Source organism: Lentzea sp. NPDC058450, from assembly GCF_042721395.1.
In the GTDB taxonomy this organism is placed as follows: Bacteria; Actinomycetota; Actinomycetes; order Mycobacteriales; family Pseudonocardiaceae; genus Lentzea.
This window is the reverse complement of sequence record NZ_JBHXLO010000005.1, coordinates 93,649-118,833: the sequence shown is the minus strand read 5'-3', so window position 1 is coordinate 118,833 and position 25,185 is coordinate 93,649. Positions and strand designations below refer to the sequence as shown.

General features: G+C 69.0%; 25 protein-coding genes. 13 read left to right on the top strand and 12 right to left on the bottom strand.

The features are described 5' to 3' along the window. Positions 1-108 precede the first annotated feature (108 nt). Genes ACFWNN_RS10470 through ACFWNN_RS10460 form a run of 3 tightly spaced genes read left to right on the top strand, consistent with a single transcriptional unit; the run spans position 109 to position 3,087 of the window. Positions 109-1,341: a hypothetical protein gene (locus ACFWNN_RS10470; protein WP_382439614.1), complete on the top strand. Its 1,233-nt coding sequence runs from the start codon at positions 109-111 to the stop codon at positions 1,339-1,341. 12 nt (positions 1,342-1,353) lie between these two features. Then, the gene (locus ACFWNN_RS10465; RefSeq protein WP_382439613.1) at positions 1,354-1,713 is read left to right on the top strand and encodes a VOC family protein; all 360 of its coding nucleotides are present in this window, start codon (positions 1,354-1,356) and stop codon (positions 1,711-1,713) included. A gap of 21 nt (positions 1,714-1,734) precedes the next feature. Further along, positions 1,735-3,087, top strand: coding sequence for a dihydrolipoyl dehydrogenase family protein (locus tag ACFWNN_RS10460; RefSeq protein ID WP_382439612.1), 1,353 nt, complete (start codon positions 1,735-1,737; stop codon positions 3,085-3,087). On the opposite strand, the gene ACFWNN_RS10455 is transcribed toward ACFWNN_RS10460, so the two are convergent. The 3 genes from ACFWNN_RS10455 to ACFWNN_RS10445 form a co-directional block, all read right to left on the bottom strand. Next, positions 3,058-3,696 (bottom strand): TetR/AcrR family transcriptional regulator, encoded by a 639-nt coding sequence (locus ACFWNN_RS10455; protein WP_382439611.1) that lies wholly within the window; start codon positions 3,694-3,696, stop codon positions 3,058-3,060. The two genes, ACFWNN_RS10460 and ACFWNN_RS10455, sit on opposite strands and share 30 nt — an antisense overlap. Before the next feature lie 94 nt (positions 3,697-3,790). After that, positions 3,791-4,009: a DUF6343 family protein gene (locus ACFWNN_RS10450; protein ID WP_382439610.1), complete on the bottom strand. Its 219-nt coding sequence runs from the start codon at positions 4,007-4,009 to the stop codon at positions 3,791-3,793. A 1-nt stretch (position 4,010) separates the two neighbouring features. Then, entirely contained in the window at positions 4,011-4,613 is a 603-nt protein-coding gene (locus ACFWNN_RS10445) for a hypothetical protein (protein ID WP_382439609.1), read from the bottom strand. A 135-nt stretch (positions 4,614-4,748) separates the two neighbouring features. Here ACFWNN_RS10445 and ACFWNN_RS10440 point away from each other — a divergent pair, with 135 nt between their 5' ends. The 3 genes from ACFWNN_RS10440 to ACFWNN_RS10430 all read left to right on the top strand — a co-directional run bounded on the left by ACFWNN_RS10440 (position 4,749) and on the right by ACFWNN_RS10430 (position 10,169). Beyond that, positions 4,749-5,177 (top strand): MarR family winged helix-turn-helix transcriptional regulator, encoded by a 429-nt coding sequence (locus ACFWNN_RS10440; RefSeq protein WP_382439608.1) that lies wholly within the window; start codon positions 4,749-4,751, stop codon positions 5,175-5,177. A gap of 126 nt (positions 5,178-5,303) precedes the next feature. After that, positions 5,304-7,535, top strand: a complete 2,232-nt coding sequence (locus tag ACFWNN_RS10435; RefSeq protein WP_382439607.1) for a HelD family protein — start codon at positions 5,304-5,306, stop codon at positions 7,533-7,535. Positions 7,536-7,604: 69 nt separating this feature from the next. Next, positions 7,605-10,169, top strand: a complete 2,565-nt coding sequence (locus tag ACFWNN_RS10430) for an NACHT domain-containing protein (protein WP_382439606.1) — start codon at positions 7,605-7,607, stop codon at positions 10,167-10,169. On the opposite strand, the gene crcB is transcribed toward ACFWNN_RS10430, so the two are convergent. From crcB to ACFWNN_RS10415, 3 genes are read right to left on the bottom strand one after another with little or no spacing between them, the layout of a single operon-like run. Further along, complete coding sequence (crcB, locus tag ACFWNN_RS10425) at positions 10,114-10,452, bottom strand: fluoride efflux transporter CrcB (RefSeq protein ID WP_382439605.1); 339 nt, start codon at positions 10,450-10,452, stop codon at positions 10,114-10,116. The two genes, ACFWNN_RS10430 and crcB, sit on opposite strands and share 56 nt — an antisense overlap. Further along, entirely contained in the window at positions 10,449-10,727 is a 279-nt protein-coding gene (locus ACFWNN_RS10420) for a fluoride efflux transporter FluC (RefSeq protein ID WP_382439604.1), read from the bottom strand. Before ACFWNN_RS10420 ends, crcB begins: the two co-directional genes overlap by 4 nt. 31 nt (positions 10,728-10,758) lie before the next feature. Beyond that, on the bottom strand, positions 10,759-11,202 hold the full coding sequence (locus ACFWNN_RS10415) for a MarR family winged helix-turn-helix transcriptional regulator (protein WP_382439603.1): 444 nt from the start codon (positions 11,200-11,202) through the stop codon (positions 10,759-10,761). A gap of 57 nt (positions 11,203-11,259) precedes the next feature. On the opposite strand from ACFWNN_RS10415, the gene ACFWNN_RS10410 reads away from it, so the two are divergent. The 3 genes from ACFWNN_RS10410 (at position 11,260) to ACFWNN_RS10400 (ending at position 15,194) form a co-directional block, all read left to right on the top strand. After that, the gene (locus tag ACFWNN_RS10410; protein WP_382439602.1) at positions 11,260-12,294 is read left to right on the top strand and encodes an MFS transporter; all 1,035 of its coding nucleotides are present in this window, start codon (positions 11,260-11,262) and stop codon (positions 12,292-12,294) included. A 73-nt stretch (positions 12,295-12,367) separates the two neighbouring features. Continuing rightward, positions 12,368-13,171, top strand: coding sequence for an SAM-dependent methyltransferase (locus tag ACFWNN_RS10405; RefSeq protein WP_382439601.1), 804 nt, complete (start codon positions 12,368-12,370; stop codon positions 13,169-13,171). Positions 13,172-13,223: 52 nt separating this feature from the next. Beyond that, a complete protein-coding gene (locus tag ACFWNN_RS10400) occupies positions 13,224-15,194 on the top strand; it encodes a diguanylate cyclase domain-containing protein (protein WP_382439600.1) in 1,971 nt (656 codons plus the stop codon). Here the strand turns inward: ACFWNN_RS10400 and ACFWNN_RS10395 are convergent. The 6 genes from ACFWNN_RS10395 to ACFWNN_RS10370 form a co-directional block, all read right to left on the bottom strand. Continuing rightward, positions 15,160-16,503, bottom strand: coding sequence for an NAD(P)(+) transhydrogenase (Re/Si-specific) subunit beta (locus ACFWNN_RS10395; protein WP_382439816.1), 1,344 nt, complete (start codon positions 16,501-16,503; stop codon positions 15,160-15,162). The genes ACFWNN_RS10400 and ACFWNN_RS10395 overlap by 35 nt on opposite strands. A gap of 14 nt (positions 16,504-16,517) precedes the next feature. Continuing rightward, a complete protein-coding gene (locus tag ACFWNN_RS10390) occupies positions 16,518-16,784 on the bottom strand; it encodes an NAD(P) transhydrogenase subunit alpha (RefSeq protein ID WP_382439599.1) in 267 nt (88 codons plus the stop codon). Further along, positions 16,781-17,878, bottom strand: a complete 1,098-nt coding sequence (locus ACFWNN_RS10385; protein ID WP_382439598.1) for an NAD(P) transhydrogenase subunit alpha — start codon at positions 17,876-17,878, stop codon at positions 16,781-16,783. Before ACFWNN_RS10385 ends, ACFWNN_RS10390 begins: the two co-directional genes overlap by 4 nt. A gap of 40 nt (positions 17,879-17,918) precedes the next feature. Beyond that, positions 17,919-18,965, bottom strand: a complete 1,047-nt coding sequence (locus ACFWNN_RS10380) for an APC family permease (protein WP_382439597.1) — start codon at positions 18,963-18,965, stop codon at positions 17,919-17,921. A gap of 27 nt (positions 18,966-18,992) precedes the next feature. Further along, positions 18,993-20,168, bottom strand: coding sequence for a nitric oxide synthase oxygenase (locus tag ACFWNN_RS10375; protein WP_382439596.1), 1,176 nt, complete (start codon positions 20,166-20,168; stop codon positions 18,993-18,995). Between the two features lie 182 nt (positions 20,169-20,350). After that, entirely contained in the window at positions 20,351-21,421 is a 1,071-nt protein-coding gene (locus tag ACFWNN_RS10370) for an FAD-dependent monooxygenase (protein WP_382439595.1), read from the bottom strand. Positions 21,422-21,494: 73 nt separating this feature from the next. Here ACFWNN_RS10370 and ACFWNN_RS10365 point away from each other — a divergent pair, with 73 nt between their 5' ends. The 4 genes from ACFWNN_RS10365 (at position 21,495) to ACFWNN_RS10350 (ending at position 25,134) form a co-directional block, all read left to right on the top strand. Continuing rightward, positions 21,495-22,031: a TetR/AcrR family transcriptional regulator gene (locus ACFWNN_RS10365; RefSeq protein WP_382439594.1), complete on the top strand. Its 537-nt coding sequence runs from the start codon at positions 21,495-21,497 to the stop codon at positions 22,029-22,031. A 126-nt stretch (positions 22,032-22,157) separates the two neighbouring features. Next, positions 22,158-23,735, top strand: coding sequence for an ABC-F family ATP-binding cassette domain-containing protein (locus ACFWNN_RS10360; protein WP_382439593.1), 1,578 nt, complete (start codon positions 22,158-22,160; stop codon positions 23,733-23,735). Then, positions 23,732-24,946, top strand: a complete 1,215-nt coding sequence (locus tag ACFWNN_RS10355; RefSeq protein WP_382439592.1) for a cytochrome P450 — start codon at positions 23,732-23,734, stop codon at positions 24,944-24,946. The genes ACFWNN_RS10360 and ACFWNN_RS10355 overlap by 4 nt, the downstream gene beginning before the upstream one ends. Further along, positions 24,943-25,134: a ferredoxin gene (locus ACFWNN_RS10350; RefSeq protein ID WP_382439591.1), complete on the top strand. Its 192-nt coding sequence runs from the start codon at positions 24,943-24,945 to the stop codon at positions 25,132-25,134. The genes ACFWNN_RS10355 and ACFWNN_RS10350 overlap by 4 nt, the downstream gene beginning before the upstream one ends. Positions 25,135-25,185 lie beyond the last annotated feature (51 nt).

Here is a 25,185-nt window from a genome sequence, read left to right as displayed (position 1 = left end):
ACGAGTGATCCACATAACGGTGACGGCGATCACGCAATGTCTCGACCGAGTGCGTTTGGCCGACCCCGGACCGCTACGGTGTCCCCCCGTGCGGAAAGGTAGGGACTCGTGCGGCTGATCCGTCTGGGCGCTGAACCTTCGGCCATTGGGGCGGACGTCCGTGCCGCCCTCACGGCGTGCGGCGTGGGCACCGAGGTCCTGGGTGGCGTGGCGCTGGTCGGCGTCCAACCGCCGGACTGCCCCGTGCCTCTCGACGCGATCGTCGTGCTGCCCAAGGGCGTTCTGGTGATCGTCGGCGTCGACCTCCCCGACCCGGCGGTGAAGCTCGAGGCGCCGCTCGGCGGGCAGTGGAAGATCGACGGCTGGCCGCTCGTGTCGCAGGACGGTGCGCCCAACCCGGCGACCGAGGCCGTGGCGGCGGCGACGGCGGTGGCGCAACGCATCCAGGCGATGCGCGCGGAACCGCTCCCGGTGAGCACGGTCGTGGCCGTCGGCCCGTTCGTGAGCCAGGTCGTGCAGCCGACGGTCGACCTCAACCGCGGCGTGCGGGTGCTGCACCCCAAACCGTCCACTTTGCTCAGTGCGGCGCGCGAGCTCGCGACGTCGACGGTGCCGTGCACGGCCGACCACGCCGTGAAGCTGCTCGCGATCCTGCAGACCACCGGCACGCCACCGGACGCGCGGTCGCTGCTGTCGGAGGGGTTCCCCGACGCGGTGTCCGACCTGGCGTCCGCGAACACGATGCTGATCCCGAAGTCGACGATCAAGCCGTTGATCGCGCGCAAACGCTTGCCCGGCAAGCTGACCTGGCCGTACCTCGCGGGCGCCGCACTGGTCGCGTTGATCCTCGTGGTGTGGCTGGTGGTGGCGTTGCCCGGCGACGACAAGCCGGCCGACGCGACCCCCGCGCCGACTTCGGCGCAGCCGACGACGGTGGTCGTGGACGGCACGAACTTCGTGCCGAAGGACATGAAGAAGGACGCGGACTGCCAGACGCAGGCGTTCGGCGACGTGAAGGCGTGGCTGATCGCGAACGACTGCGGTGTGCTGCTGCGCGCCACCTACGAGACGACGGTCCAGGGCAAGCAGGCCACGGTGATGGTCGCGGACATGGACCTGTACGACGCCCCGAGCGCGAAGTCGTTGCACACGGTCGTGGCGCTGCCGGGATCCGGCGGCGTCAACGGCCTGGACGGCAAACCGATGGAGAACGCGGCGTTCGCCAACACCACCAAGGGCAGCCACGTGACGCTGGCGTTCGCGGTGTGGTCCGGCGGGGCGGGCGACGCGGCGCTGGACCCGATCGCCAAGCAAGCGCTGCGGCTGCCCGTCACCCGGTAGAGGATGGCGGGCATGGTCGGACAACTTCGTTCTGTCGTGCTCGACTGCCCTGATCCCTCCGCGCTGGCGTCCTTCTACGAGGAGCTGCTCGGCGCGTCCCGGCTGGACGGCGGCGACGAGACCTGGGTGGTGATCGTCGCCCAGGGCACCCGCGTCGCGTTCCAGCTCGCGCCCGAGTACCGGCCGCCGGTCTTTCCCGATCCCGCCGGGTCCCAGCAGTTCCACCTCGACGTGCTGGTGGACGACATCGAGGTGGCCGAGCCTCAGGTGCTGGCTCTCGGCGCGAAGCTCGTGCAGCGGGACAACGACGACACGTTCCGCGTGTATTCGGACCCCGTCGGGCACCCCTTCTGCCTCGTGTGGCTTCCATGATCGAGGCCTAGGCTTGCCGCCATGGACTTCGATGTCATCGTCATCGGCGGCGGAGCAGTGGGCGAGAACGTGGCCTGGCGGACGGCCGCGGGTGGCCTGTCCACCGCCATGATCGAGAAGGAGCTGGTCGGCGGCGAGTGCTCGTACTGGGCCTGCATGCCGTCCAAGGCGCTGCTGCGCTCCGGTCACGCGGTCGCCGCGGCCAACCGACTCCAGGGGGTCGTCGGCGCGCGGCTCGACCCCATGGCCGTGCTGGAGCGGCGCAACGGCTTCACCTCCAACTGGGACGACGCGGGCCAGGTCAAGTGGGCCGAGTCGGAGAACATCACGGTGCTGCGCGGGGACGGCGAGATCACCGGCGAGCGCGAGGTCACCGTTTCCGGGGCGGACGGGCAGACCGTGTACCGCGCCCGGCAGGCCGTCGTGGTGTGCACCGGCAGCGTGCCGCGGATGCCGTCGCTGGACGGCCTCGCGGACACTCCCGTGTGGACTTCGCGGCAGGCCACGTCGGCGCAGGAGGTGCCGGAGTCGCTGGTGGTGCTGGGTGGCGGTGTCGTCGGCGTCGAGCTCGCGCAGGCGTGGGCACGGCTCGGGTCGAAGGTGACGATCGCGGTGTCGGGCGACCGGCCGTTGCCGAAGCTGGAGGAGTTCGTCGGGCCGCTGGTGGCGGACGGGCTGCGCGAGGACGGTGTCGAGGTCGTGCTGAACGCGCGGGCGTCGGCGATCGCGCCCGGTGAGCTGACCCTCGAGGACGGCCGGGTGCTGAAGGGCAAGGAGATCCTCGTCGCGACCGGGCGGGTGCCGGCGACCAAGGACGCCAAGCCGCTGACCATCGACGACACCGGCCTGGTGTCCGGTGTGGACGGACGGTGGCTGTACGCGGCCGGTGACGTCACGGGCCGGGCGTTGCTGACGCACCAGGGCAAGTACCAGGCGCGGGCGGTCGGGACGGCGATCCTGGAGCGCTCGCGCGGGTTCGAGCCGAAGGACCGGTCGGCCGGGCAGGCGTGGGCCGACCACGTGGCCGTACCGCAGATCGTGTTCACCGACCCCGAGGTGGCGTTCGTCGGGCACACCGCGGCCGAGGCGCGGGCGGCCGGGCGCGACGTCCGGGTGGTCGACCTCGACATCGCGGTCGCCGGGTCGTCGTTGCAGGCCGACGGCTACCAGGGCAAGGCGCGGATGGTCGTGGACGAGCGGACGCGGACGCTGGTCGGTGTCACGTTCGTCGGCCAGGACGTCGCCGAGATGCTGCACGCGGCGACGGTCGCGATCGTCGGCGAGGTCACCGTGGACCAGTTGTGGCACGCGGTGCCCTCGTACCCGACGATGAGCGAGGTCTGGCTACGGCTGCTGGAGGCCTACGGGCTCTGAGCTGCCCTGGGGTTCCAGGACGGACCCCAGCATGCCGGTGAGCAGCTCGTTCGCCGTGCCGACCACGTACGCGCGCTCGTCCTCGTCGACCCGTTCGGCGAGCTTGAACAGCGCGTCCGCGGTCTGCACGGCGATCCGGAACGTCAGCATCACCGGGGCGTCGCCGTGGGCGCCGAACCGGTTGACGAACATCTCCGCCAGCCGTTCGGCCATCAGCTCGTACTGGTCGACGCTCGAGTCGAGGCGGTGGCTGTCCAGCATGTCGCTGAACCGCACCCGCCCGAAGCCGGGCACCTCGGTCAGCATCCGCATGTACACCGCGACGATCTGCTTCATGGCCTCGCGCCACGTGTCCGCGATCAGATCGGAGACGAACAGCTCCTCGACCTCGCGGAGATAGTTCTCCATACCGCGCAGCGCGAGAGCGTGCACAACGGATCTTTTGTCCGGGAAGTACTGATAGAAGGAACCAATGGGCACTCCGGCGACATCCACGATCCGGGCCGTGGTGATGTCGTCGTAGTCGTATTCGTTCAGCAGGCTCGCACAAGCGTCGAGGATCGCCGAAACAGTGGCCGCGCCGCGTTGTTGCACCGGCTGCCGGCGCATCACCCTCGCTAACCTGCCTTTGGCCGGGTCTTCATGCACGTCGACATCTTTATCCATACGTGCGCTTGAGCCCAAGCACAGGTTCCCGACAGGTTCAGCCGGGATCTCCACGGCGTTTGCGGTGGACCACCCAGGCGAAGTCGACGAGGCACACGACGGCGAGTAGCAAAAGCACGATCGCGAGCCACGTGAGGTCAGCTCGCAGCGCCAGCCACCCGGCGACCGAGTTGAAGACCAGGCCGAACCCGGCCAGCCACAACCTCAGGGTCAGCGCACTGCGCGGGGGCGCAGGGGGTGGCAGGTAGTCGCTCACCTCACCCGGTTTCCCGCAGCAACGGCACGTCAACCGCCTTCAGCTGACGCGGCGGTTTCGTCACATAAGGCCTAACGAGACGCGTGAGTGCCAGTCCGACGGCGATCAGCGGCACGACGGCGGTCAGCACGGCGGCCGTGATACCCGCGCGAACGACGTCCTTCGGCATGACGGCGACCCGGTCGACGACGAACGCCCGGCGCCCGGTGATCGACACCGCCGCGAGGACGACGAGGAACGCCACCATGGTGAGCATCGCGCGTTGCACCGCGTGCTCGTACCCGGCCGCCTCCCCCGCGACCAGCACCGCGAGCCAGCCGGCGAGCGCGGGCAGCTGACCCCGTTCGGTGGTGGCCGCCCAGCTCAGGCCGCCGAGCGTGGCGAGCCACGCGAGGACGTCCACGCGCTCCCTCGCCCATAGGGATGCCGAATCGAGGGGAATGCCGGTCCAGGCCAGTAGACCGAGCGGACTCGGGGGTTCCGCGGCGAGCTGGCCGAGCACCCAGGCGAGCACCCACGCGGACAGCGGCACGGCGACGACGAGTTGCCATCGGGGCCGGCGCACCACGCAACGGGCGAGCCGGACGATCTCCGCACGCGTCATACCCCCACCTTGCCGCTTCCAGGTGGTTTGCGGAGAAACGTCACCCCATCGCTCACCCTGTCGGCCCTCGTCCGGGCGTGTTCCTCACGCAGCGCAATCCACTTTCGGGGGACGGATCTTTCCTAGACTTGGGACATGAGCATTGATCAGCTTCTGCGTCTGCCCAGCTACCTGATGCTCGGACTGGTGCGCGAAGCACGCAGGATCGGCCGCGCGGACCTGCGGGGCCCTCACCTGACCGTGCTCGCGTACCTGTCCGAGCAGGAAGCGGTGGCGCAGAAGCGGATCAGCGACCGGGTGCGGATGGACCCGAGCGACCTGGTGTCGGTGCTCGACGACCTGGAGGGGTTCGGGTTCGCCCAGCGCAGACGGGACGAGCGCGACCGGCGGCGGTTCACGGTGTCGATCACCGACGGGGGCAGACAGGCGCTCGGCGAACGGCTGGAGGCGGCGCGGGCTCACGAGGAGGAGCTGCTGGCGCCGTTGACGCCGCACGAGCGGGATACGTTGGCCACACTGCTGCGGAAGGCGTACCTGCACCACGCTGATATGCGTGTAGATTAGACAGTCTGCGCTCAGGCGACCAGAGTGCGGGCAGGAATGTGCGAAACGGTATTAGTACCGACGTCGCATTGTAACGAGAAAAGAGGCAAGTTGTCAAGCCCCTCCGATGACCTCCGGCTTGCCGAAATGGAGCCGGAGCAGGAATACGTGGCCATGTTGTACGGCCGGCTCGACGACCTCCGCGAACAGACGTCGAAACGACTCGCACAATCGTTGCGACAAACCGGCGGCACGCACCAGATGCGGTCCGAGCGCGACACGTCCGTCGCGATGTACACAGATCAATTGGCCCAGTACAGCGCTGTCGAGAACGGACTCGCGTTCGGCCGGCTCGATTTCCACAACGAGGACCGCTTCTACATCGGCCGAATCGGTCTCTTCGACGAGGACAAGGAATACGAGCCGCTGCTGATGGACTGGCGCGCTCCCGCCGCCAGGCCGTTCTACCTCGCCACCGCCGCCTCCCCGGACGGCGTGCGGCGGCGCCGGCACCTGCGGACCCGCTCGCGCAAGGTCATCGGCCTCGACGACGAGGTGCTCGACATCAACTCGGTCGACCGCTCGGCCAAGGACAGCCTGACCGGCGAGGCGACCCTGCTGGCGGCGCTGAACGAGTCGCGCACCGGTCAGATGAGCGACATCGTCGCGACCATCCAGGCCGAGCAGGACAGGATCATCCGGTCCGAGCTCAACGGCGTGGTCGTCGTGCAGGGCGGTCCGGGCACCGGCAAGACCGCCGTGGCCCTGCACCGAGCCGCGTACCTGCTGTACACACACCGTCGGCAGCTGGCGAAACGCGGTGTTCTGGTCGTCGGGCCGAACACGACGTTCCTGCGGTACATCAGTCAGGTCCTCCCCTCCCTGGGTGAGACGGGCGTGCTGCTGTCCACGGTCGGCGAGCTCTACCCGAACCTCACGGCGACGGGTCGCGAGTCGGCGGCCGCCGCCGCGGTCAAGGGCCGGATCCAGATGGCGGACGTGATCGCCGCGGCCGTGCGCGACCGGCAGGAAGCGCCGCCGTTCGTCGAGATCCGCTTCGACAACGACGTGCTGCGCCTCGACCGCCGCGCCATCGCCGACGCGCGGGGCAGGGCGCGCCGCACCCGCCGCGCGCACAACGAGGCCCGCCGCACGTTCGCCCGCGAGATCATCTCGACGCTGTCGGGCATGGTCGTGAGCCGCCTCGGCGGACATCTGCTCGACAAGGAGGACGTCGACGACATCCGCCGCGAGCTGCGCGAGTCCGAGGAGGTGCAGGCCGCGATCTCGTCGCTGTGGCCGGTGCTGACGCCGTTCTCGCTGCTCTCGGAGCTGTACCGGAACCCGAAGCGGCGCAACCGCGCGATGGTGAAGTTCACCCGCGAGGAACGCGATCTGCTCCAGCGGTCCAATGACGACTGGACGCCCGCGGACGTGCCGTTGCTGGACGAGGCCGCGGAACTGCTCGGCGAGGACGACACCGAGGCCAAGGCCCGTGCCGAACGCCAGCGCCGCCAGGCCGTCGAGTACGCGCAGGGGGTGCTCGACATCCTCGACCTGGACGACGACGCGGACCCGGACCTGCTGATGGCCTCGGACCTGATGGACGCGTACAGCCTGGCCCAGCGCCACGGCGTGGACCGCTACGAGACGGCGGCGGAACGAGCCGCCGCGGACCGCACCTGGACGTTCGGCCACATCATCGTGGACGAGGCCCAGGAGCTGTCGGCGATGGCGTGGCGAACGTTGATGCGTCGTTGCCCCAGCAAGTCGATGACGGTCGTGGGCGACATCGCCCAGACCGGCGACATCGGCGGTGCGACCTCATGGGGTTCCGTGCTGTCGGCGTACGTCCAGAACCGTTGGCGCCTGACGGAACTCACGGTCAACTACCGGACGCCCGCGGAGATCATGGAGGTCGCCGCGGACGTGCTCGGCTCCGTCGACGCGGCACTGGTCCCGCCGACGTCCGTGCGCGAGACCGGCGTACCGCCGTGGGTGTCGGCCGTGGCGTCGTACGAGGCAGAGGTCCCCGCGCTGATCTCCCGCGAGGTGGCGGCCGTCGGCGACGGCAAGATCGCGGTGATCGTGCCGGGCGCGCTGCTGGCGTCGGTGGGAACGGCGGTCGCTTCGGGGGTGCCGGGGTCGTCGGTGGGCAACGAGCTCGAAGAGGCACAGGTCGTGGTGCTCGGCGTGACCGACGCCAAGGGCCTGGAGTTCGACTCGGTGGTCGTGGTGGACCCGGAGGGCATCCTCGCGGAGTCGCCGCGCGGCGCGTCGGACCTGTACGTGGCGCTGACCCGTGCCACGCAACGACTCGGCGTCGTGCACACCGGAACGCTCCCCGATGTGCTATCCCGGCTGAAGGACGTTTCGTAACGAACGTGGGGAGTCCTGGGTGGCAAGCGCCGCCCAGGACTGCGCCGTCGGTCGAACAGGAGCCCTTCGTTGCCCAGCATCGAGTCGGCGGTCATCCGGGTCGTCGTGGACGTGAGCGACCAGATCTCCTCCCGCCTGGCGGACACCCTGAAGCTGCCCTCGCCGTCCGCCACGAGCGCGGCGACCGAGGCCCTGTTCGCCGACCTGGACCGCCCGGACACCGAAGCCCTGGAGCGCTACCTCGACTCCCCCGACTTCGCGACCGTCGTGGCCCAGAAGCGCGTCGGCAACATGATGGGCAAGGCCTCCAAGGACCAACTCCACGAAGGCCTCCGCCTGGCCGGCATGTCCGACCACCCCCTGACCAGGGTCACCACCCTCCTGCACGACGCCATGGTCGCCGCCTGCCAGGAGGTGGAACCCCACTACCGCGCCGTGGGCACCAAGAGCGACCGCGCCGACATCTACAACGCGGCCACCACCAACACCGTCATGTTGCGCCGTCTCAAGTCGTCCGCGCGCATCCACGTCTTCGCCGCCCGCATGCGCGACCAGGTGGCCGCCCTGCACAGCAGGATCCGCATGCCGCACATCGGTGTGAGCCGCGCGGTCCGCTACGACCAGCTCTACGTGACACCCACGTTGACGTCGAAGTTCACGATTCGTCTCGGCTCCCCCGGCCACCGAGTGCTGGTGCAGGGCGATCCCGGTGCGGGCAAGTCCACCCTGGCCACGAAGTTCGCGTACGACGTCGCCACCGACGGCACCGGACGTGTGCCGTTCCTGGTGGTGCTGCGCCAGTTCGCCGACGCGTTCGCCGAGGGCGGCCACGACCTCCTGCACTACCTGGAGAAGCTCTGCCAGGAGCCGTACAACGTGAAGCCGCCGCGGGACGGCGTCGAGTACCTCCTGCGCACCGGCCGCGCGGTGGTCGTGCTCGACGGCCTGGACGAACTGGTGCAGATCGAATTACGCCGCCGAGTGGTGTCTTTGGTGGAGGGATTCGCCCACCTCTACCCACTGGTGCCGATCCTGGTGACCGCCCGGAAGGTCGGCTACGAGGACGCCCCGCTGAACGACGAGATGTTCGCGTCGAGCCAGATCGCGGAGTTCGACCGGCACCAGGTCGCCGGCTACGTCTCGCGGTGGTTCCAGCTCGACGAGGCGACCTCCCCCGTGGAACGGGAGCGGCTGGTCGCCTCGTTCCTGGAGGACAGCAGGCAGATCGACGAGCTGCGCAGCAACCCGTTGCTGCTGACCTTGTTGTGCGCCATGTACTCCAGTGATCGGTACCTGCCGCACAACCTCGCCGAGGTGTACGAGCGGTGTGCGTTGATGCTGTTCGAGCAGTGGGACTCCAAGCGCGGCATCGAGCTGCCGGTCAAGTTCCACGGTCGGCTGCGAGGCGCGGTCCAGCACCTCGCCTGGACGATGTTCAGCGCGTCCGAATCCGGCAAGCCCCTGCGGCGCGGCCGAGTCATCAGCACCCTCACGCACTACCTCGACCGGAAGCTCGACGACCACGACAGGTCCGTCGCGGCGGCGGAGGAGTTCCTCGCCTTCTGCACCGGACGGGCGTGGATCCTCACCGACGTCGGTGCGAACGAGTTCGGCTTCACGCACCGGACGTTCCTCGAGTACTTCGCCTCCGAGCACCTGGTGCGCACCCATCGCACGGCCGAGGCGCTCTGGGCCGCGCTCAGGACGGACACCGCCCAGTGGGACGTGGTCGCGCAGATCGTGTTGCAGCTGTTCGAACGCAACTTCGAGGGAGGTGCGGACGAACTGCTGACCGAGGCACTGCACGACGGCGGGCTCGGGTTCGCCGCCCGCGCGCTGCGGCACGTGGCCCCGAGCGACCGCGTGGTCCGGTCGATCACCGTCGCCGCGCTGGAGAAGTTCGTCCGCTTCCCGCTCGGCACGCGCCTGGACAACTACGTCCACGCGACGGACGAACCGCTGAGGGCCTGCGTCGCCGACTCGTCCCCGATCAACAGCGAGGCGATCCGACGGGCGCTGGCCGAGCACTTCGGGGTGCTGATCTCCCAGGGCGAAGCAGGGGCGACGCTCGTGCTCGACGTCGTGCTCCCCCAGGCGTCGTCCGTGCAGTGGCGCGCCGTCCAGCTGGACCTGGGTGAGCGCTACCGCGACGAGATCCGGGAACTCCGGAAGTCGGTCCCCTGGGCGACGTTCGTGCTCGGCGACCCGCAACTCCTCGAATCCCTGTTGCGCGACAGGGGCGCCGGCATCCTCTACCGGAACCTGATCATCGCCGGCATGCGGTGGATGAGCGCGGCCGTGCTGCTCACCGTCGAGCTGCAACACAGGCCCTTCTCGGCGGCCGAGGCGAGGTCGATCGCCATCACGATGACCACCCTCCCGAAGCCGTGGACGACCTCACGCGCCCTCGACGTCGAGGAGTGGGAGCCGCTCAGCCGTCCCGATCCACTTCAGCTGATGCTGTTCCTGCCGTTCCTGGAAGCCCGCGAAAGGAGGGCTCTCCCGCACGGGTGGAACGACGACCCGCAGATCCCGGATGAGGTGCGCGACCACCTCCTCGGCTGGGAACGAGGTGAGTTCAGCGTGCTAGAGCAAGACCCACCGCCGCTGCCGCCACTCCCAGCGCCACGCTGACGACCGCGTTCAGGAAGGCCGAGCGGTACTTCTCGGCCTCCAGCAGCTTCACCGTCTCGTAGCTGAACGTCGAGTAGGTCGTGAGGCCGCCGCAGAAGCCGATGCCCAGCAACGGCATCCAGGACGTGCCGATGACGAACCCGATCAGCAGGCACCCGACGACGTTCACCGTCAGCGTGCCGAACGGGAAGTCGCGCGAGTGCCGCGACTGCACCAACCCGTCGAGCAGGTAGCGGCACGGAGCGCCCAACGCGGCTCCGAGGAAGACCACCAGCACGGTCATCGGCGAGTCACCCGCAGCCCGAGAAACGCCGCCGCCACAGCACAAACCGGCGTGGCCAGCAACGCCCAAGACCAAGCGGCGGCGTACGAGGAGAAGGTCGTGAAGCCGCCCAGCACGCCGACGCCGAAGAAGGCGCGCACCAGAGGCTTGGGCACGGTCCCCATCAGCACGCCGATCAGGAACGACCCCAGCACGTTGATGACGAACAGCCCCCAGGCCCCGGGCACGAGCAACGACAACCCGTACCGGGCCACCCCGCCCAGTCCACCGCCCAACGAAACGAGGCCGACAAAGGCGAGGGAACGGTCAGGCGCTGGGTTCGGCAAGGTGCTCCACCAGGTGGTCCAAAGCCTTCAGAGCGCGCACCACGTCCTCGCGTTCGGAGGCCTCCAGTTTGGCCAGGGCCGAGCCGATCCGCTTCTCGTGTTCGCGCTGCCAGACGAGCAGTTGTTCGTGTCCACGGGGTGAGACGGATAGCCGCGCTACCCGTCTGTCCTTGGGGTCTCCGCCGCGCACCACGAGGCCCGAGTCGATCAGTTGGGAGACGAGGCCGGACACGGTGTTGGGGGCCAGCCGCAGGGCCGCGGCGAGGTCGCCGACCTTCATCGGCGGGCGCTCCGCGAGGGTCTGCAGCAGCTCTACCTGCGCCATCGGCAGGGATTCCCACGGCCAGTCGGCCCGGATGCTCGTCCGCAGCGCCCGGCGCAGGCGAGTGACGACGTCGGTGAGCGTGCGGGCTTCGTCTGACATGCGGAAATCTTACTGAACGCCGAACAATAGCTCTGGGTCAGATATAATCGGCTTACGATGAACTGGTTCGTCACGGAGTCGCCCAGACCGGCGTGGATCGCGCGCCGGTCGTACGCACCTTGGCTGGTCATCGCGACGGTCTGCTTCGGCGCTTTCATGGGGCAGTTGGACGCCTCGATCGTCACGCTGGCGTTCCCCGCGATGAGCGCTCACTTCGGGGCCGATCCGGAGTGGATCTCGCTCAGCTACCTGATCACGCTCGTCGCGCTGCTCGTCCCAATGGGCAGGATCGCGGACAAGGTCGGGCGCAAGATCGTCTACATCTACGGGTTCGCGTTGTTCACGGCGGCGTCCGTCGCGTGCGTGTACGCGCCGAGCTTCGACGCCCTCATCGCGGCCCGGATCGCGCAGGCCGTCGGGGCGGCGATGCTGCAGGCGAACAGCGTCGCGCTGGTGACCACGGCGGTCGTGCCCGAGAAGCGGCGCAGGGCGCTCGGGGTGCAGGCCGCGGCGCAGGCGGCCGGGCTCGCGGCGGGGCCGTTGCTCGGCGGATTCCTCACCGAGCACCACGGGTGGCAGGCGGTGTTCGCGATCAACGTGCCGATCGGCGTCGTCGCGATGGTCGCCGGCCACTACCTGCTCCCCCGCACCAAGACCGCGCGGGACAAGGGAAAGCCGACCTGGCGGGTGCTGCCGGGGCTCCTCGGCGTCCTGCTCACGTACGCCGCGTTGTTCGCGCCCATGACGTTGCTGCCGTTCACCATGAAACAACCCTTGGCACATATAGGACTCACGGTCGCGGCGCTGCCGCTGGGGTTCGCGCTCGCGGCGACGCTGCTGTCCAAGCCGGGCATCCGGACGGGCGCGGCCATCGCGGCCGTCGCGCTGGTTCTGCCTGTGCCGCAACCACTTCAGCTCGTCGTGGCCGGGATCGGGCTCGGGATCATCGCGCCGGCCTGCACGAAACGGGTCATGAGCGCGTTGCCCGAGGGGTCGGCCGGGGTCGGGAGCGGGCTCGTGAACGTCGCGCGCGGACTAGGCACTGCACTGGGTGTAGCGCTGGCCACGCTGCTCATTCACACTTTCCAGTGACATAAGGCATTTCACTAGCCCGAAAGGGCACATGCCCTGCCGAACGAACGGCGTGTCTCAGTAGCCTGGCCCCATGGCTGAACAGGTGAGCTGGGTTCCCGAGGGCGTGGACACGGGCAAGCCGAGTGCCGCACGCCTCTACGACTACCTGCTCGGGGGCGGGCACAACTTCGCGGCCGATCGGGCACTCGCCGAGAAGTTCCTGAAGGCGCAGCCCAACGGCCGCGCGATCGCACGGCTGAACAGGGCGTTCCTGCGCCGGTCGGTGCTGTTCATGATCGACGAGGGCATCCGGCAGTTCCTCGACCTCGGCTCCGGCATCCCCACGGTCGGCAACGTGCACGAGATCGCGCAGAAGGCCGACCCCGAGTCGCACGTCGTGTACGTGGACTTCGAGGAGGTCGCCGTCGCGCACAGCGAGCTCATCCTGGAGCAGGAGCCGCGCGCGACGATCATCCAGGAGGACATGACCAGGCCGGACGCGGTGCTGGCGGCGGCGCGCGAGAGCGGTCTGATCGACTTCACCCGGCCCGTCGGCGTGCTCACGGCCGGCGTCTTCCACTTCGTGCCGCCCCAGGCCGACCCGAACGCCATCGTCGCCGCCTATCGCGACGCGGTGCCGGCGGGCAGCTACCTCGCCGTCTCGCAGTTCACCCAGGACCTCCAGCCCGAGGAGATGGCCGGGATCGTCGAGGTCATGAAGCAGAGCCAGAACCCCATGTACCCGCGCACGAAGAGCGAGATCGAGGCGCTCTTCGCCGGGTTCGAGCTCGTCGAGCCGGGCATCGTGCCGACGCCGTTGTGGCGGCCGGAGGACGGCGACGTCGACGATCCGGCCAAGGCGGGCATCTACGCCGCCGTGGGACGCAAGCTGTAGCGCCTGTCGTTGTTGGCCGTTCGGCGCCGGATCCGTACGCTCTGTGCGCAGGATGGAACTTCCGGAGCTCGCCGCCCGCTGGATGCACGCGTTGACGCCCACCGCGTACATCCCGCTGTCCCACGCCGAAATCGAGCGTGCCCTGCTCGACTCGTTGCGTGAGCTGCCGGACTCACCCGAGTCGGTCGGCAAGCGCTTGGTGTCACTGCACGCAACCGGCCCCGACTCGTTGAGCGCCACCATCGAGGTTCTTTCGACCACGTTCGAACTACCCGTGCTGGCCCGGTTGAGCTCCGCGTACGCGCAGGCCATGCGGATGGACGCGTTCGACCAGCAGGAACAGATCAAGGTCGCGATCGTGCGGGCCAAGCAGCGGGTCGAGCGCACGCTCAAGGTCAGCGAGGCGCGGTTCCAGGAGGTGTTCGACTCCGCCGCGCTGGGCATCGCGATCACCGACCTCACCGGGCGGTGCGTCGAGGCGAACGACACGCTGGCCGAGATCGTGGGCCTCGAGTCAGGCGCGGAGGTCGCCGACCACGACCTGAAGGAGTTCTACCGGCCGGAGGACCTGAAGCCGCTCGGCGCCTCCTACCGCAACCTCAGCGAGGGCCGCCTCGACCGGTTCCGCGACCAGCGCCAACTGATCCGCGCGGACGGCGAGCCGGTGTGGGTGCACCTCGTGGTCTCCGTGCTGCGCGACGCGGACGGCAGGCCGACGCACCACGTGACGATGGTCGAGGACATCAGCGAGCTGCACCTGTTGCAGCGCAGCCTCGACCACCAACTGCTGCACGACTCGCTCACCGGCCTGTCGAACCGCCAGCACTTCGTCTCGCAGGTCGAACGGCAGCTCGACGGCGGCCCGATCACCCTCTACCACCTGGGGCTGGACGCGTTCGCGGTCGTCAACAACGGCCTCGGCCAGGACACCGGCGACAAGCTCCTCAAGATCGTCGCGAGCCGCCTGGGCAAGCTCGCGGCCGAGAGGAACGCCGTGCTGGCGCGGATCGGCGGCGACGAGTTCGGGTTCCTCACCTCGAACGACACCGTCACGTCGACGGTCGAGGAGATCCAGGACGTCCTCGCCGAACCGACCTTTGTGGACGATCACGGCATCGCGCTTTCGGCGAGCATCGGTGTGGTGGACCGGCCGCCGTCGTTCGCGACCGCCGCCGAACTCATGCGGTGCGCCAACGCCGCGCTGCGCCAGGCGAAGGCCCGCGGCAAGCGGCAGTGGGCGTTGCACGACCCGCACGACGACGCGCGCCGCCGCGGCAGGTACGCGCTGGCCGCGTCGATGCCGGGCGCCTGGGAGCACGGCGAGATCGAGATCGTCTACGCGCCCGTCCACGACCTGGAGACCCGCGAGGTGCTCGGCGCCGTCGCCCGGCTGCACTGGGACGACCTGAGCCACAACGACCTCATGGCGCTCGCCGACTCGACGGGCCTGTCCCTGCCGATCGGCCGCTGGCTGCTGCGGGAGGCGTGCGCGCAGGCCGCGGAGTGGGTCGCGGAGTTCGGGGACGGCGCGCCGACGCTGCACATCGCGCTGGGCGCCCTGCAGTCCCGCGACGAGGACCTGGTCGCGGACGTCAAGCGCGCGCTGGACGAAACGGCCCTGCCGCCGGAACGACTGCGGATCGCGCTGGACATCTCGTCGGTGCTCGCGGGCGACGACAACGCGGTGGTGCTGCACGACAGCGGCATCGTGACGGCGCTCGACGGGTTCCGCGGCGGCCACGACGAACTGGCCGTGCTGACCGAGGTGCCGGTCCGCTCGGTGATCACCAGAGCCCCCGCCCCCGCGCCGGACTCCCCGCTGCACCAGGCGATGCGCGCGTTGATCGAGACCGTGCACGGCTTCGGCGTGCGGTTCGGCGTCGACGAGGTGCACACCCTCGCCGACGCCGAGCACTGGCGTCAGGCGGGCGCCGACGGTGTGATCGGTCTGCTGCCCGCGTTGACCGCTCTTGAGGTCACGGACCTGCTCAGAGCTGCTTCACAGCCGCCAGAAGCTTCGTGAGCGAGTCCTTGGCGTCCCCGAACAACAGCGTCGTCTTGGGGTTGTAGAGCAGCTCGTTGTCCACGCCCGCGAACCCCGGCCGCATCGACCGCTTCATGAACACCACGGACTTCGCGCGGTCGACGTCGAAGATCGGCATGCCGTAGATCGGGCTGGACGGCTCGTCCCGCGCCCCCGGATTCACCACGTCGTTCGCCCCGACCACCACCGCCACGTCGACGGACGTGATCCCGGGGTTGACGTCGTCGAGCTCCTTGAGCTGCTCGTACGGCACGTCCGCCTCGGCCAGCAACACGTTCATGTGCCCCGGCATCCGCCCCGCCACCGGATGAATCCCGTACGACACAGCGACTCCACGGCGTTCGAGCTGCGACACCAGCTCCCGCACCGCGTGCTGGGCCTGCGCCACCGCCAGCCCGTACCCCGGCACCACGACGACGTTGTTCGCGTACCCCAACAGGATCGCGACGTCCTCGACCGTCCCGGACTTGACCGTCCGCTGCTCCTCCTCGTGCGCCGTCACGGTCGTCGCCTTGAACGCCCCGAACAGGATGTTGGCGAGCGACCGACCCATCGCCTGGGCCATGAGCCGCGTGAGGATCGTGCCGGACGCGCCGACCAGCGTGCCCGCCACGATGAGCAACGTGTTGGCCAGCACGTACCCGGACGCCGCCACCGCGAGCCCGGTGAACGCGTTGAGCAACGAGATCGCGATCGGCACGTCCGCCCCGCCCACCGGCAGCACGAACAACACGCCGAGCGCGAGCCCGACGACCGCCAGCAACCACAGCAGGAACCCGTTCGGCACCGCCATCGTCAAGGCGCACAAGGCAATCGACGACACACCAGCCGCGATCGCGAGCTGCTGCCCGGCCGGCAACAACACCGGCCTGGTCGTCATCAGCTCCTGCAACTTCAGGAACGTGACCACCGAACCGGAGAAGCTGACCGAGCCGATCAGCACCGTGAGCACGGTCGCCAGCCGGAACATCACGGTCGTGTCGGGCACCGCGAAGAACTCGGCCAGCGCCACGAGGGCCGCCGCCGCGCCACCGACTCCGTTGAACAGGGCCACCATCTGCGGGATCGCGGTCATCTTCACGTTGCGGGCGGCCGGGATGCCCACGGCCACACCGAGTGCGATGGCGATCAGGATCCACAGTCCGTTGTGGACGACGCCGTGCACGTAGGCGGTGACGACGGCGACCAGCATGCCGAACGCGCCGATGAAGTTGCCGTAGCGCGCGTACTTGGGCGAGCTCAGGCCTTTCAGCGCCAGGATGAAGCACACCGACGCGATGAGGTACATCAGTCCGACGGTGCTCACTTCTTGAACATCTCCAGCATCCGGTCCGTCACCACGAACCCGCCCACGACGTTGACCGTGGCCAGGAACACCGCCAGCACACCGAGAACGAGCTCGAGGGTGCTCTCGGCGGACCCCGTGATCAGGATCGCGCCCACCAGGATCACGCCGTGGATGGCGTTCGCACCGGACATCAGGGGCGTGTGCAGGATCGTGGACACCTTCGAGACCACCTCGAAGCCCACGAACACGGCCAGCACGAAGATCGTCAGCAGCTCGATCACGGCAACTCCTTGCGGATCTGGCCGTCGTGGGTGAGGCAGCAGCCGTCGAGCACCTCGTCGCCCAGGTCCGGCGCCACCACCCCGTCCGCGGTCATCAGCTTGAGCAGGTTCAGGACGTTGCGCGAGTACAACTTGCTCGCGTGCACCGGCATGGACGACGGCAGGTTCAGCGCGCCGTGCACGAGCACGTCGCCGACCCAGATCTCCGAGCCCGCGACGGATCCCGCGTAGTTGCCGCCGGACTCCGCCGCCAGGTCGACCACGACCGAGCCCGGGGCCATCGCCTTGAGCATGTCGGTGGTGACCAGGACGGGGGCGCGCCGGCCGGGGATGGCGGCGGTGGTGATCACGACGTCGGACGCGGCGACGTGGTTGCCGATGAGTTCTCGCTGGCGTTCCAGGAACTCCTCGGACTGCACGGAGGCGTAGACGCCGGACTGGGTTTCGAGGTCCAGTTCGAGGAACTTGGCTCCCAGGCTGCGGACCTCCTCGCCCGCGGCCTTGCGGACGTCGTAGGCCTCGACGACGGCGCCCAGGCGGCGAGCCGTGGCGATCGCCTGCAGGCCCGCGACTCCGGCGCCCAGCACGAGCACCTTGGCCGGGGGCACGGTGCCCGCGGCGGTGGTGAACATCGGGAGGAAGCGCGGTAGTCGTTCGGCCGCCACCAGGACGGCGCGGTAGCCGGCCACCAGGGCCTGGGAGGACAGGGCGTCCGCGCTCTGGGCACGGGTCACGCGGGGCAGCAGGTCGAAGCTGAACGACGTGACCCGGCGGTCTCGGTAGACCTCCAGGAGCTCGCGTTCGAGGCCTGGCTGCAGGAAGCTCACGGTGATGGCGCCCGGTTTCAGCGACGAAGCCTGGGCGATGGTCAACGGCTGCACGGACACGACGACGTCGGATTCCGACGTCGGGTCCTCGGGCGTCACGTGGGCCCCGGCCGCTCGGTAAGCGGCGTCGGGGGCGTGGGCGTGACGCCCTGCGCCTTCTTGTACGTGCACGGTCAGTCCAGCGTCGACCAGCGACGACACCGTTTCCGGTACGCAGGCGACTCGGCGCTCGGCGGGCCGCGACTCTGCGGGGGTTCCCACTTTCACCGTACGCACGTTACGCGATCAAAGGTGACCTGGGCCACATCTACAGTTGCCAGAGCACCGCACCGGCGAGGGTCAGGCACCCTGCCAGCCCAATCGCGGGGACGAGGCGCTTACCGAGCGTCCACGCGCTGGCGTTGGCGATCGCGTAGTAGAGCAGCACGCAGAACGAGCTGAACACGATCGCACGCGTGACATCGACCGTGAGTACCAACGCCACGGCGACGAGCCCGGTCGCGATCTCCGCCCACCGGAGGTCGGCCAGCAACGACGGCAACCGGCGGTCGCGCGCCATCGCCAGCGCGGTCCGGCTGACCCCGAGTTGCAGCGAGAGCAACGAACCCAACGCGGCCAGGCACGCGGCCACGCGAATGAGAGGCGCCAGAGAGGGCGACACGTCGGCAAGCGTCGACACGGCCAGACGGCTGCCCAACGCGTTCAACGCGACCAAAGCCACGACCGAGTACACGACCAGCGTGATCGCCAGGGCGATGATCACTGCCCGAGGGATCGTGCGCGCGGGGTCCCGCACCTCCTCTCCGAGAGTCGCAACGCGCGCGTACCCGGCGAACGCGAAGAACAGCAGCGCGGCGGCGGGAAGGATTCCTGACGGCAGGAACTCCGCCGGCTGCACGGCCTCGCGAGCCGTGAACGCCACAAGACACAGCACGAGCAGGACGACAACAACGATGACCCGCGTGACCAGCGCGGATTTCTGCACACCGGTCAGGTTCAGCACGGTCAGCGCCACAATCGCCACCACCGCAACGGTTTTCGGCGCACCGGCGTACACCCCGACCGTCAACGCCATGGCGGCGCACGACGCCGTCTTGCCCAGCACGAACGCCCACCCGGCCAGATCGCCCCACACGCGCCCGAGGCGTTCACGGCCGTAGACGTACGTACCGCCCGACTGCGGATAACGGGCAGCGAGCCACGCGCTCGACAACGCGTTGCACCCGGCCACGACGCCCGCGACCACCAGGCTCACCAGCAACGCGGACCCGGCCGCGGCGGCAGCCGGGGCGAACACCGCGAACACCCCGGCTCCGATCATGGAACCGAGCCCGACGAACACGGCGTCGGTCAACGTCAAACTGCGCGTGAGCTGCACACCTCAGTGTGCGACAGGGCATCCCGACGGCTTCTCGGCGGGGAAGAAGTTCGGCAGCAGTTCATCCGAGTCGTAGTACCGGTGGTAGACCGGTGTCAGCCCGCCCGACACGGGTGGCACGATCCACGACCAGTCAGCAGGACACGAACGTCCGGCCGCCTCTTCCTTCTCCAGGTGCGTCAGGAACCGCTTCGACTCCGTGTGGTGGTCCGTGATCGTGACCCCGGCCTCCGCGAACGAGTGCAGGACGGCGCGGTTGAGCTCCACCAGAGCTCGGTCGCGCCACAACGTCGCCTCCGACGACATGTCCAGGCCCATTCGCTTGGCGAGGTACGGCAGCAGGTCGTAGCGGTCGTGGTCGGCCAGGTTGCGGGCGCCGATCTCGGTGCCCATGTACCAGCCGTTGAACGGCGCCGACGGGTAGTCGATGCCGCCGATGCGCAGGCGCATGTTGCTGATGGCGGGCACGGCGTGCCACTTCACGCCGAGTCCCTTGAGCCACGGGAAGTCCGGGTGCGACAACGGGACTTCCAGCACGTCGTCGGCGGCGATCTCGACGAGCGCGGGCTCGTGGCCCTCACAGGTCACCATCAGCGGCAGCACGTCGAACGGGCCGCGCGTGGCCGGGGGCTTCCAGCCGCGCTTCACCGCGAGGTCGGTCAGCTCGAGGTTGCGGCCGTCGCCGAGCACCCCGCCGTCGGACCCGCGGTAAGCGGCGTACCGGATGATCTGCTCGTTGACGATCACCGGCGCGGGGGTGCCGGGCTCCACCGGGGCGAAGATCGTGATGACGGGCCGGATCTTGCCCTTGTTCGTCGCCACCCGCAGGTGTTCGACGCACTCCTTCGCCACGTCCGCGGGGGCGGACACCTCCCGCTGGTCGCGCACTTTCAAGCTCCGCCAGTACAACCGCCCGATGCAGCGGGAGCTGTTGCGCCAGGCCACCCGCGCGCCGAAGGTCAGTTCGTCGGTGGTGTGCCGGTAGGTGCCGGTCGCGGCGATCTCCGCGTGGACCTCGGCCAGTCTGGCCTCGACCGGGCCGATCTCCGGGTTCTCGGTGTGGTGCTGACGGACGAAGTCCTCAGCCTCGGCGATGTCGATCTCGCCGGTGTTCTCGACCTGCGCCGGGGGAAGCGCCGTGAGGGAACGGGGCATCACGTCAGTCGGGACGGGGGTCATGGCGAGGCACCGTAGTTGCGCTTTCGTGTAGGAGGAACCGCCTGTCGCGCTACGCCATCTGGATCACTGGACCGCGTCCGACACGCTCAGCAGTTACTTGATCCTACAACTGGGTGACAATGGGCGCGACAAAGGGTGGTTCTTGACCGTTACCCCACCGAAATCAAACATTGACCTGTGATTCAGTTCACCGCTGGATTCGACCCGATCGAGTGAACTTGCGGGACCTCCCACGTGGAGAAGCGCGTCATCCCCTGAATTGCCAAGGAAGGTGGCAACACGCGGAACGCGAAGTTGCGCAGCGCCAAGGCGATCGGCGACCGCATCTCGATGCCGAACTTCCCCGCCATCCGCGAACCTTTCCACACCGACTGCGTGCGCGGCCGTCGCAAGGCGTCGTATCGAACCAGATCCCCGCCCACCGCCGCCAGTGTCACCGCGTCCTCCAACGCCATGCACGCCCCCTGCCCGAGGTACGGCGTCATCGCGTGCGCCGCGTCGCCGAGCAACGCCACCCGCCCCTTGACGAACGTCGGCAGCAACGGCAGCTGGTAGATGTCGTGCCGGATCACGTCGGGGGTCGAGGACACCAACTGCGGCAACGGGTCGTGCCAGTCCGCGAACAACGCCACGGGGTCGAGGTCGGCCCCGGCCGGTGCGACGCACGCGACGTACCAGCACACCCGGCCGTCCCCGAGCGGCAGGATCCCCGCCTCCCCACCGGGACCGAGCGTCTGCGAGATCGGCAGGTCGTACGGCCCCGGCGCCACCCCTCGCCACGCCGTCGCGCCCGCGTACTCGGGACCGGGAGCGCCGGGCACGACCTCCGCGCGCAACCGGCTGTTGATGCCGTCCGCCGCCACCACGAGATCGGCGTCCAGCTCGTCGGACGAGAGCACCTCGACGTCGTTGAACAGCACGGACGACGGCAACGCCCGCAGCAGCACGCCGTGCAGGTCGGCGCGGTGCATCGCGATCACCTTCTCCTGCCCCACGTCGGGCAGGTGCACCAGCCAGCGCCCGTCCGAGGCGCGCACCCCACCGGACACCCGAGGCGTGCCGAGCCGCCGGATCTCGGCGTCGACTCCCATCCACTCCAGCGCGCGCATCGCGTTCGGCATCACGCCCACCCCGGCGCCGATCTCCCCGAACGCCGCCGCCCGTTCGCGGACCTCGACCTCCCAGCCGGCCCGGCGCAACGACACCGCCGCCGCCAGCCCGCCGATGCCGCCGCCCACCACGATCGCCTTCATCGCATCCTCCTCTACAGGTGTAGAAGACTCTACATCCGTAGACTACAGCTGTAGAGAGAGATTGGGACCACAGGTGCGCAGAGACCTCATCACCGACGCCGCGATCAAGCTCGTGGCCGCCCAGGGCATGCGCGGCCTCACCCATCGCGCGGTCGACCGCGAGGCCGGCCTGCCGGAGGGCTCGACCAGCGCGTACTTCCGCACGCGCAAGGCGTTGGTCGAGGGCTTCGTGGCGCGGCTCGCCGAGCAGGAACGCCTGGACGTCGCCCCGGATCCGGACGACGTCGCCGGCAGCATCGCGAGGACGCTCGACGGCTGGCTCGTGGAACGCGACCGCACGCTCGCCCGGTACGCGGCGATGCTGGAGGCCACGCACCACCCCGAGCTGAAGTCGATCATGGCCCACTCACCGCGCGAGCAGGCCACGGCGCTCGCGAAGATGCTGGGCCACGCGGACCCCGAACGGGCGGGCGCGCACTTCACCGCGTTCCTCGAAGGCCTGCTCTTCTACCGGCTCGTGGGCGGCGGCAGCACGGTCGGGCCGACGCCGGGCACCGAGGAGAGCCTGCGGGATCTGCGCAAGGCCGTCGAAAAGGCGTTGCGACCGTAAGTACCGTGGGTTTCATGGGATTCGGGTACGGGGTCTTCTACCTCTGATTTCGGACGTGTGCCTCCGCGCAACACGTCCTGATTTCGCGTACTCAAAAAGAGGATCCCCGTGCGTTCGCATGTTCATTTGACGACCCAAGATCTCACCAAGGGCTATGAGGCCGGGCCCGTCGTCGACGGCATCTCGCTCACCGTCTCCGCAGGCCAGCGCCTCGGCATCATCGGCGAGAACGGCCGCGGCAAGACCACCCTCCTCCGCCTGCTCGCCGAGGACCTCGTGCCGGACCAGGGAACTGTCACCCGGCACGGTTCGTTGAGCCTGGTGCAACAGGAAATGCCGTTCTACCAAGGCGAAACGGTGGGGGACCTGCTGTCCGAGGCGCTGCGCGAGAGCCGCGAGGCACTGTCCGAACTGGACGGTGCCGCTGAGCCGTTCGACGAGCAGCGCTACGAGAAGGCCCTGGCACACGCCGAGACCATCGAGGCGTGGGACGCCGAACGGCGGGCCGGCATCGCCCTCAAAGCACTCGACGCCGACCACGACAAGGCCACCGAGCTCGCGCGCCTCAGCGTGGGCCAGCGCTACCGGGTCAGGCTCGCGTGCCTGCTCGCCGAACGCGCCGACGTCCTGCTGCTCGACGAACCGACCAACCACCTCGACGCGGGCGCGCTCGCGTTCCTCACCGAACGCCTCCGGCAGCACCACGGCGTCGTCGTGCTCGTGAGCCACGACCGCACGTTGCTCGACGACGTCTGCACCCAGCTGCTCGACCTCGACCCGACCCCGGACGGCGAGGTGCACCTGCACGGCGGCGGCTACCGGGCGTTCAAGGAGGCGAAACGCGCCGAGCGGCAACGCTGGGAGCAGCGGTTCGCCCAGGAGGAGGCCGAGCACGACGAGCTGGCCGACAAGGTCGAACGCGCCCAGTCCCGGAGGAAGGACAACTGGCGGCCGCCGAAGGGCGCGTTCAAGCACAAGCGCAGCACCCGTGCGGCGAACAAGATGCGCAACGTCGCACGGAGGCTGGACGAGCTGGACGGCCAACGGGTGGACGCTCCCCCGCCGCCGTTGCGCTTCACCCCGCCGGAGCTGGAGGCGAGCGGCGACCTGCTGCACGCCACCCCGCTCGCAGTACCCGGACGGGTGAACCTGACCGAACCGATCTCGCTCAGCGCGGGCGAGAAGCTGCTGATCACCGGCCCGAACGGGGCGGGCAAGTCGACGTTGCTGAACGTCCTGGCCGGCCGCATCACGCCTGCTCGAGGCACGGTGCACCACGTCGGCAAGGTCGCGCTGCTGGCCCAGGAGTCGGTGTTCGAGAACGAGCACGCCACAGCACTGCAGCTGTGCCCGCAGGTGGAGGGCCTCGGTCTGCTCACCGGAACGGACCTGGCCCGCCCGGTCGCGCGGCTGTCCACCGGCCAACGCCGCCGGCTGGAGCTCGCGATCCTGCTCAGCGGCTCCCCGCACGTGCTGCTGCTCGACGAACCGACCAACCACCTGTCGATCGCACTGGTCGACGAGCTGACCGAGGCGTTGAACGACACGAAGGCCGCGGTGGCCGTCGCGACGCACGACCGGCAGATGCGGACAGATTTCGGGTCGTGGCGGTCCGTCACCCTGGATTCACCTTCACGGAGTCATGAAACTTCTGTAGCTTCAGAAGTAGGTCCTCTGCTGAGCACTGGGAGGTGTGCGAGATGACCGAACTGATCTCCGACGAACTGCCCACCAAGCGCCAGACCCCGTTCGACCCGCCGGCCGAGGTCACGGCCATCCGCGAGCAGGCCCGCGTCAGCAGGCTCAAGTTCGCGGACGGCCACCTCGGCTGGCTGGTCACCGGCCACCACCAGGTGCGCGAGATCCTGGGGAGCCCGAAGTTCAGCAACCGCCCGGAGAACCACCACCTGCTCGACCTGCGCTTCCAGGGCGACCTGCCCGAGGACAAGGACAAGCGCAAGGCCGAGCCGGGCATGTTCCTGAGCCAGGACCCACCGGACCACACCCGGCTGCGCAAGATGCTGCAGGGCCAGTTCACCGTCCGGCGGATGAACCAGCTGTCCGAGTGGATCGGCCAGATCGTCGACGACCAGCTGGCGCACCTGCGGACGTTCGACGGCAAGGCGGACCTCGTCAAGGAGTTCGCGATGCCGGTGCCGTCGCTGGTGATCTGCGCCCTGCTCGGCGTCGGGTACGAGGAGAAGTCGCGGTTCCAGGACGACACCGCGAAGATGCTGAGCCTGGACACCTCGTTCAAGGAGTCCATGGAGGCCTTCGGGCGCATCCAGGAGTTCATGCGCGAACTGGTCGCCCGCAAGAAGGAGAACCCGGGCGACGACATGATCAGCGACCTGATCGCCACGGGGGAACCCACGGACCAGGAAGCGTCGAACATGGCGTTGCTCCTGCTGATCGCCGGGCACGAGACCACGGCGAACATGCTGGGCCTCGGCACGTTCACACTGCTCCAGCACCCGGACCAGCTCAAGATCCTGCGCGACGAGCCGGATGTGATCGACAACGCCGTCGAGGAGCTGATGCGGTACCTGTCGATCATCCACTTGGGACCGACGCGCACCGCGCTGGAGGACGTGGAGATCGAGGGCCACCTCATCAGGGCCGGAGACTCCGTGGTGATGCACGTCCCGGCGGCCAACCGCGACCCGGAGAAGTTCCCCGGCAACCCCGAGGAGCTCGACCTGCGCAGGCCGGCGAGCGGGCACGTGGCGTTCGGGCACGGCATCCACCAGTGCCTCGGCCAGCAGCTCGCCCGCATCGAGATGAGGATCGGGTTCGCGAAGCTGTTCGAGGAGTTCCCGGACCTCCGGCTCGACGTCGCCCCCGAGGAGGTGCCGCTGCGCACCGACATGGGGATCTACGGAGTCCACTCGTTGCCAGTAGCGTGGTCGTCATGAGGATTTCCGTCGACCAGACGAAGTGCTGCGGTTCGGGAATGTGCGTTTTGACCGACCCGGACCTGTTCGACCAGAGCGAGGACGACGGCACCGTCGTGCTGCTGCAGGAGAATCCGGACGCCGAGCACGAAGCGGGCGCGAAGGAAGCGGCCGGGCTCTGCCCCGCCGGAGCGATCACGATCAGCTGACGCGCTGAAGACGTGCCGGGCGACAACACCGTGCCCTGTCGCCCGGCGCCA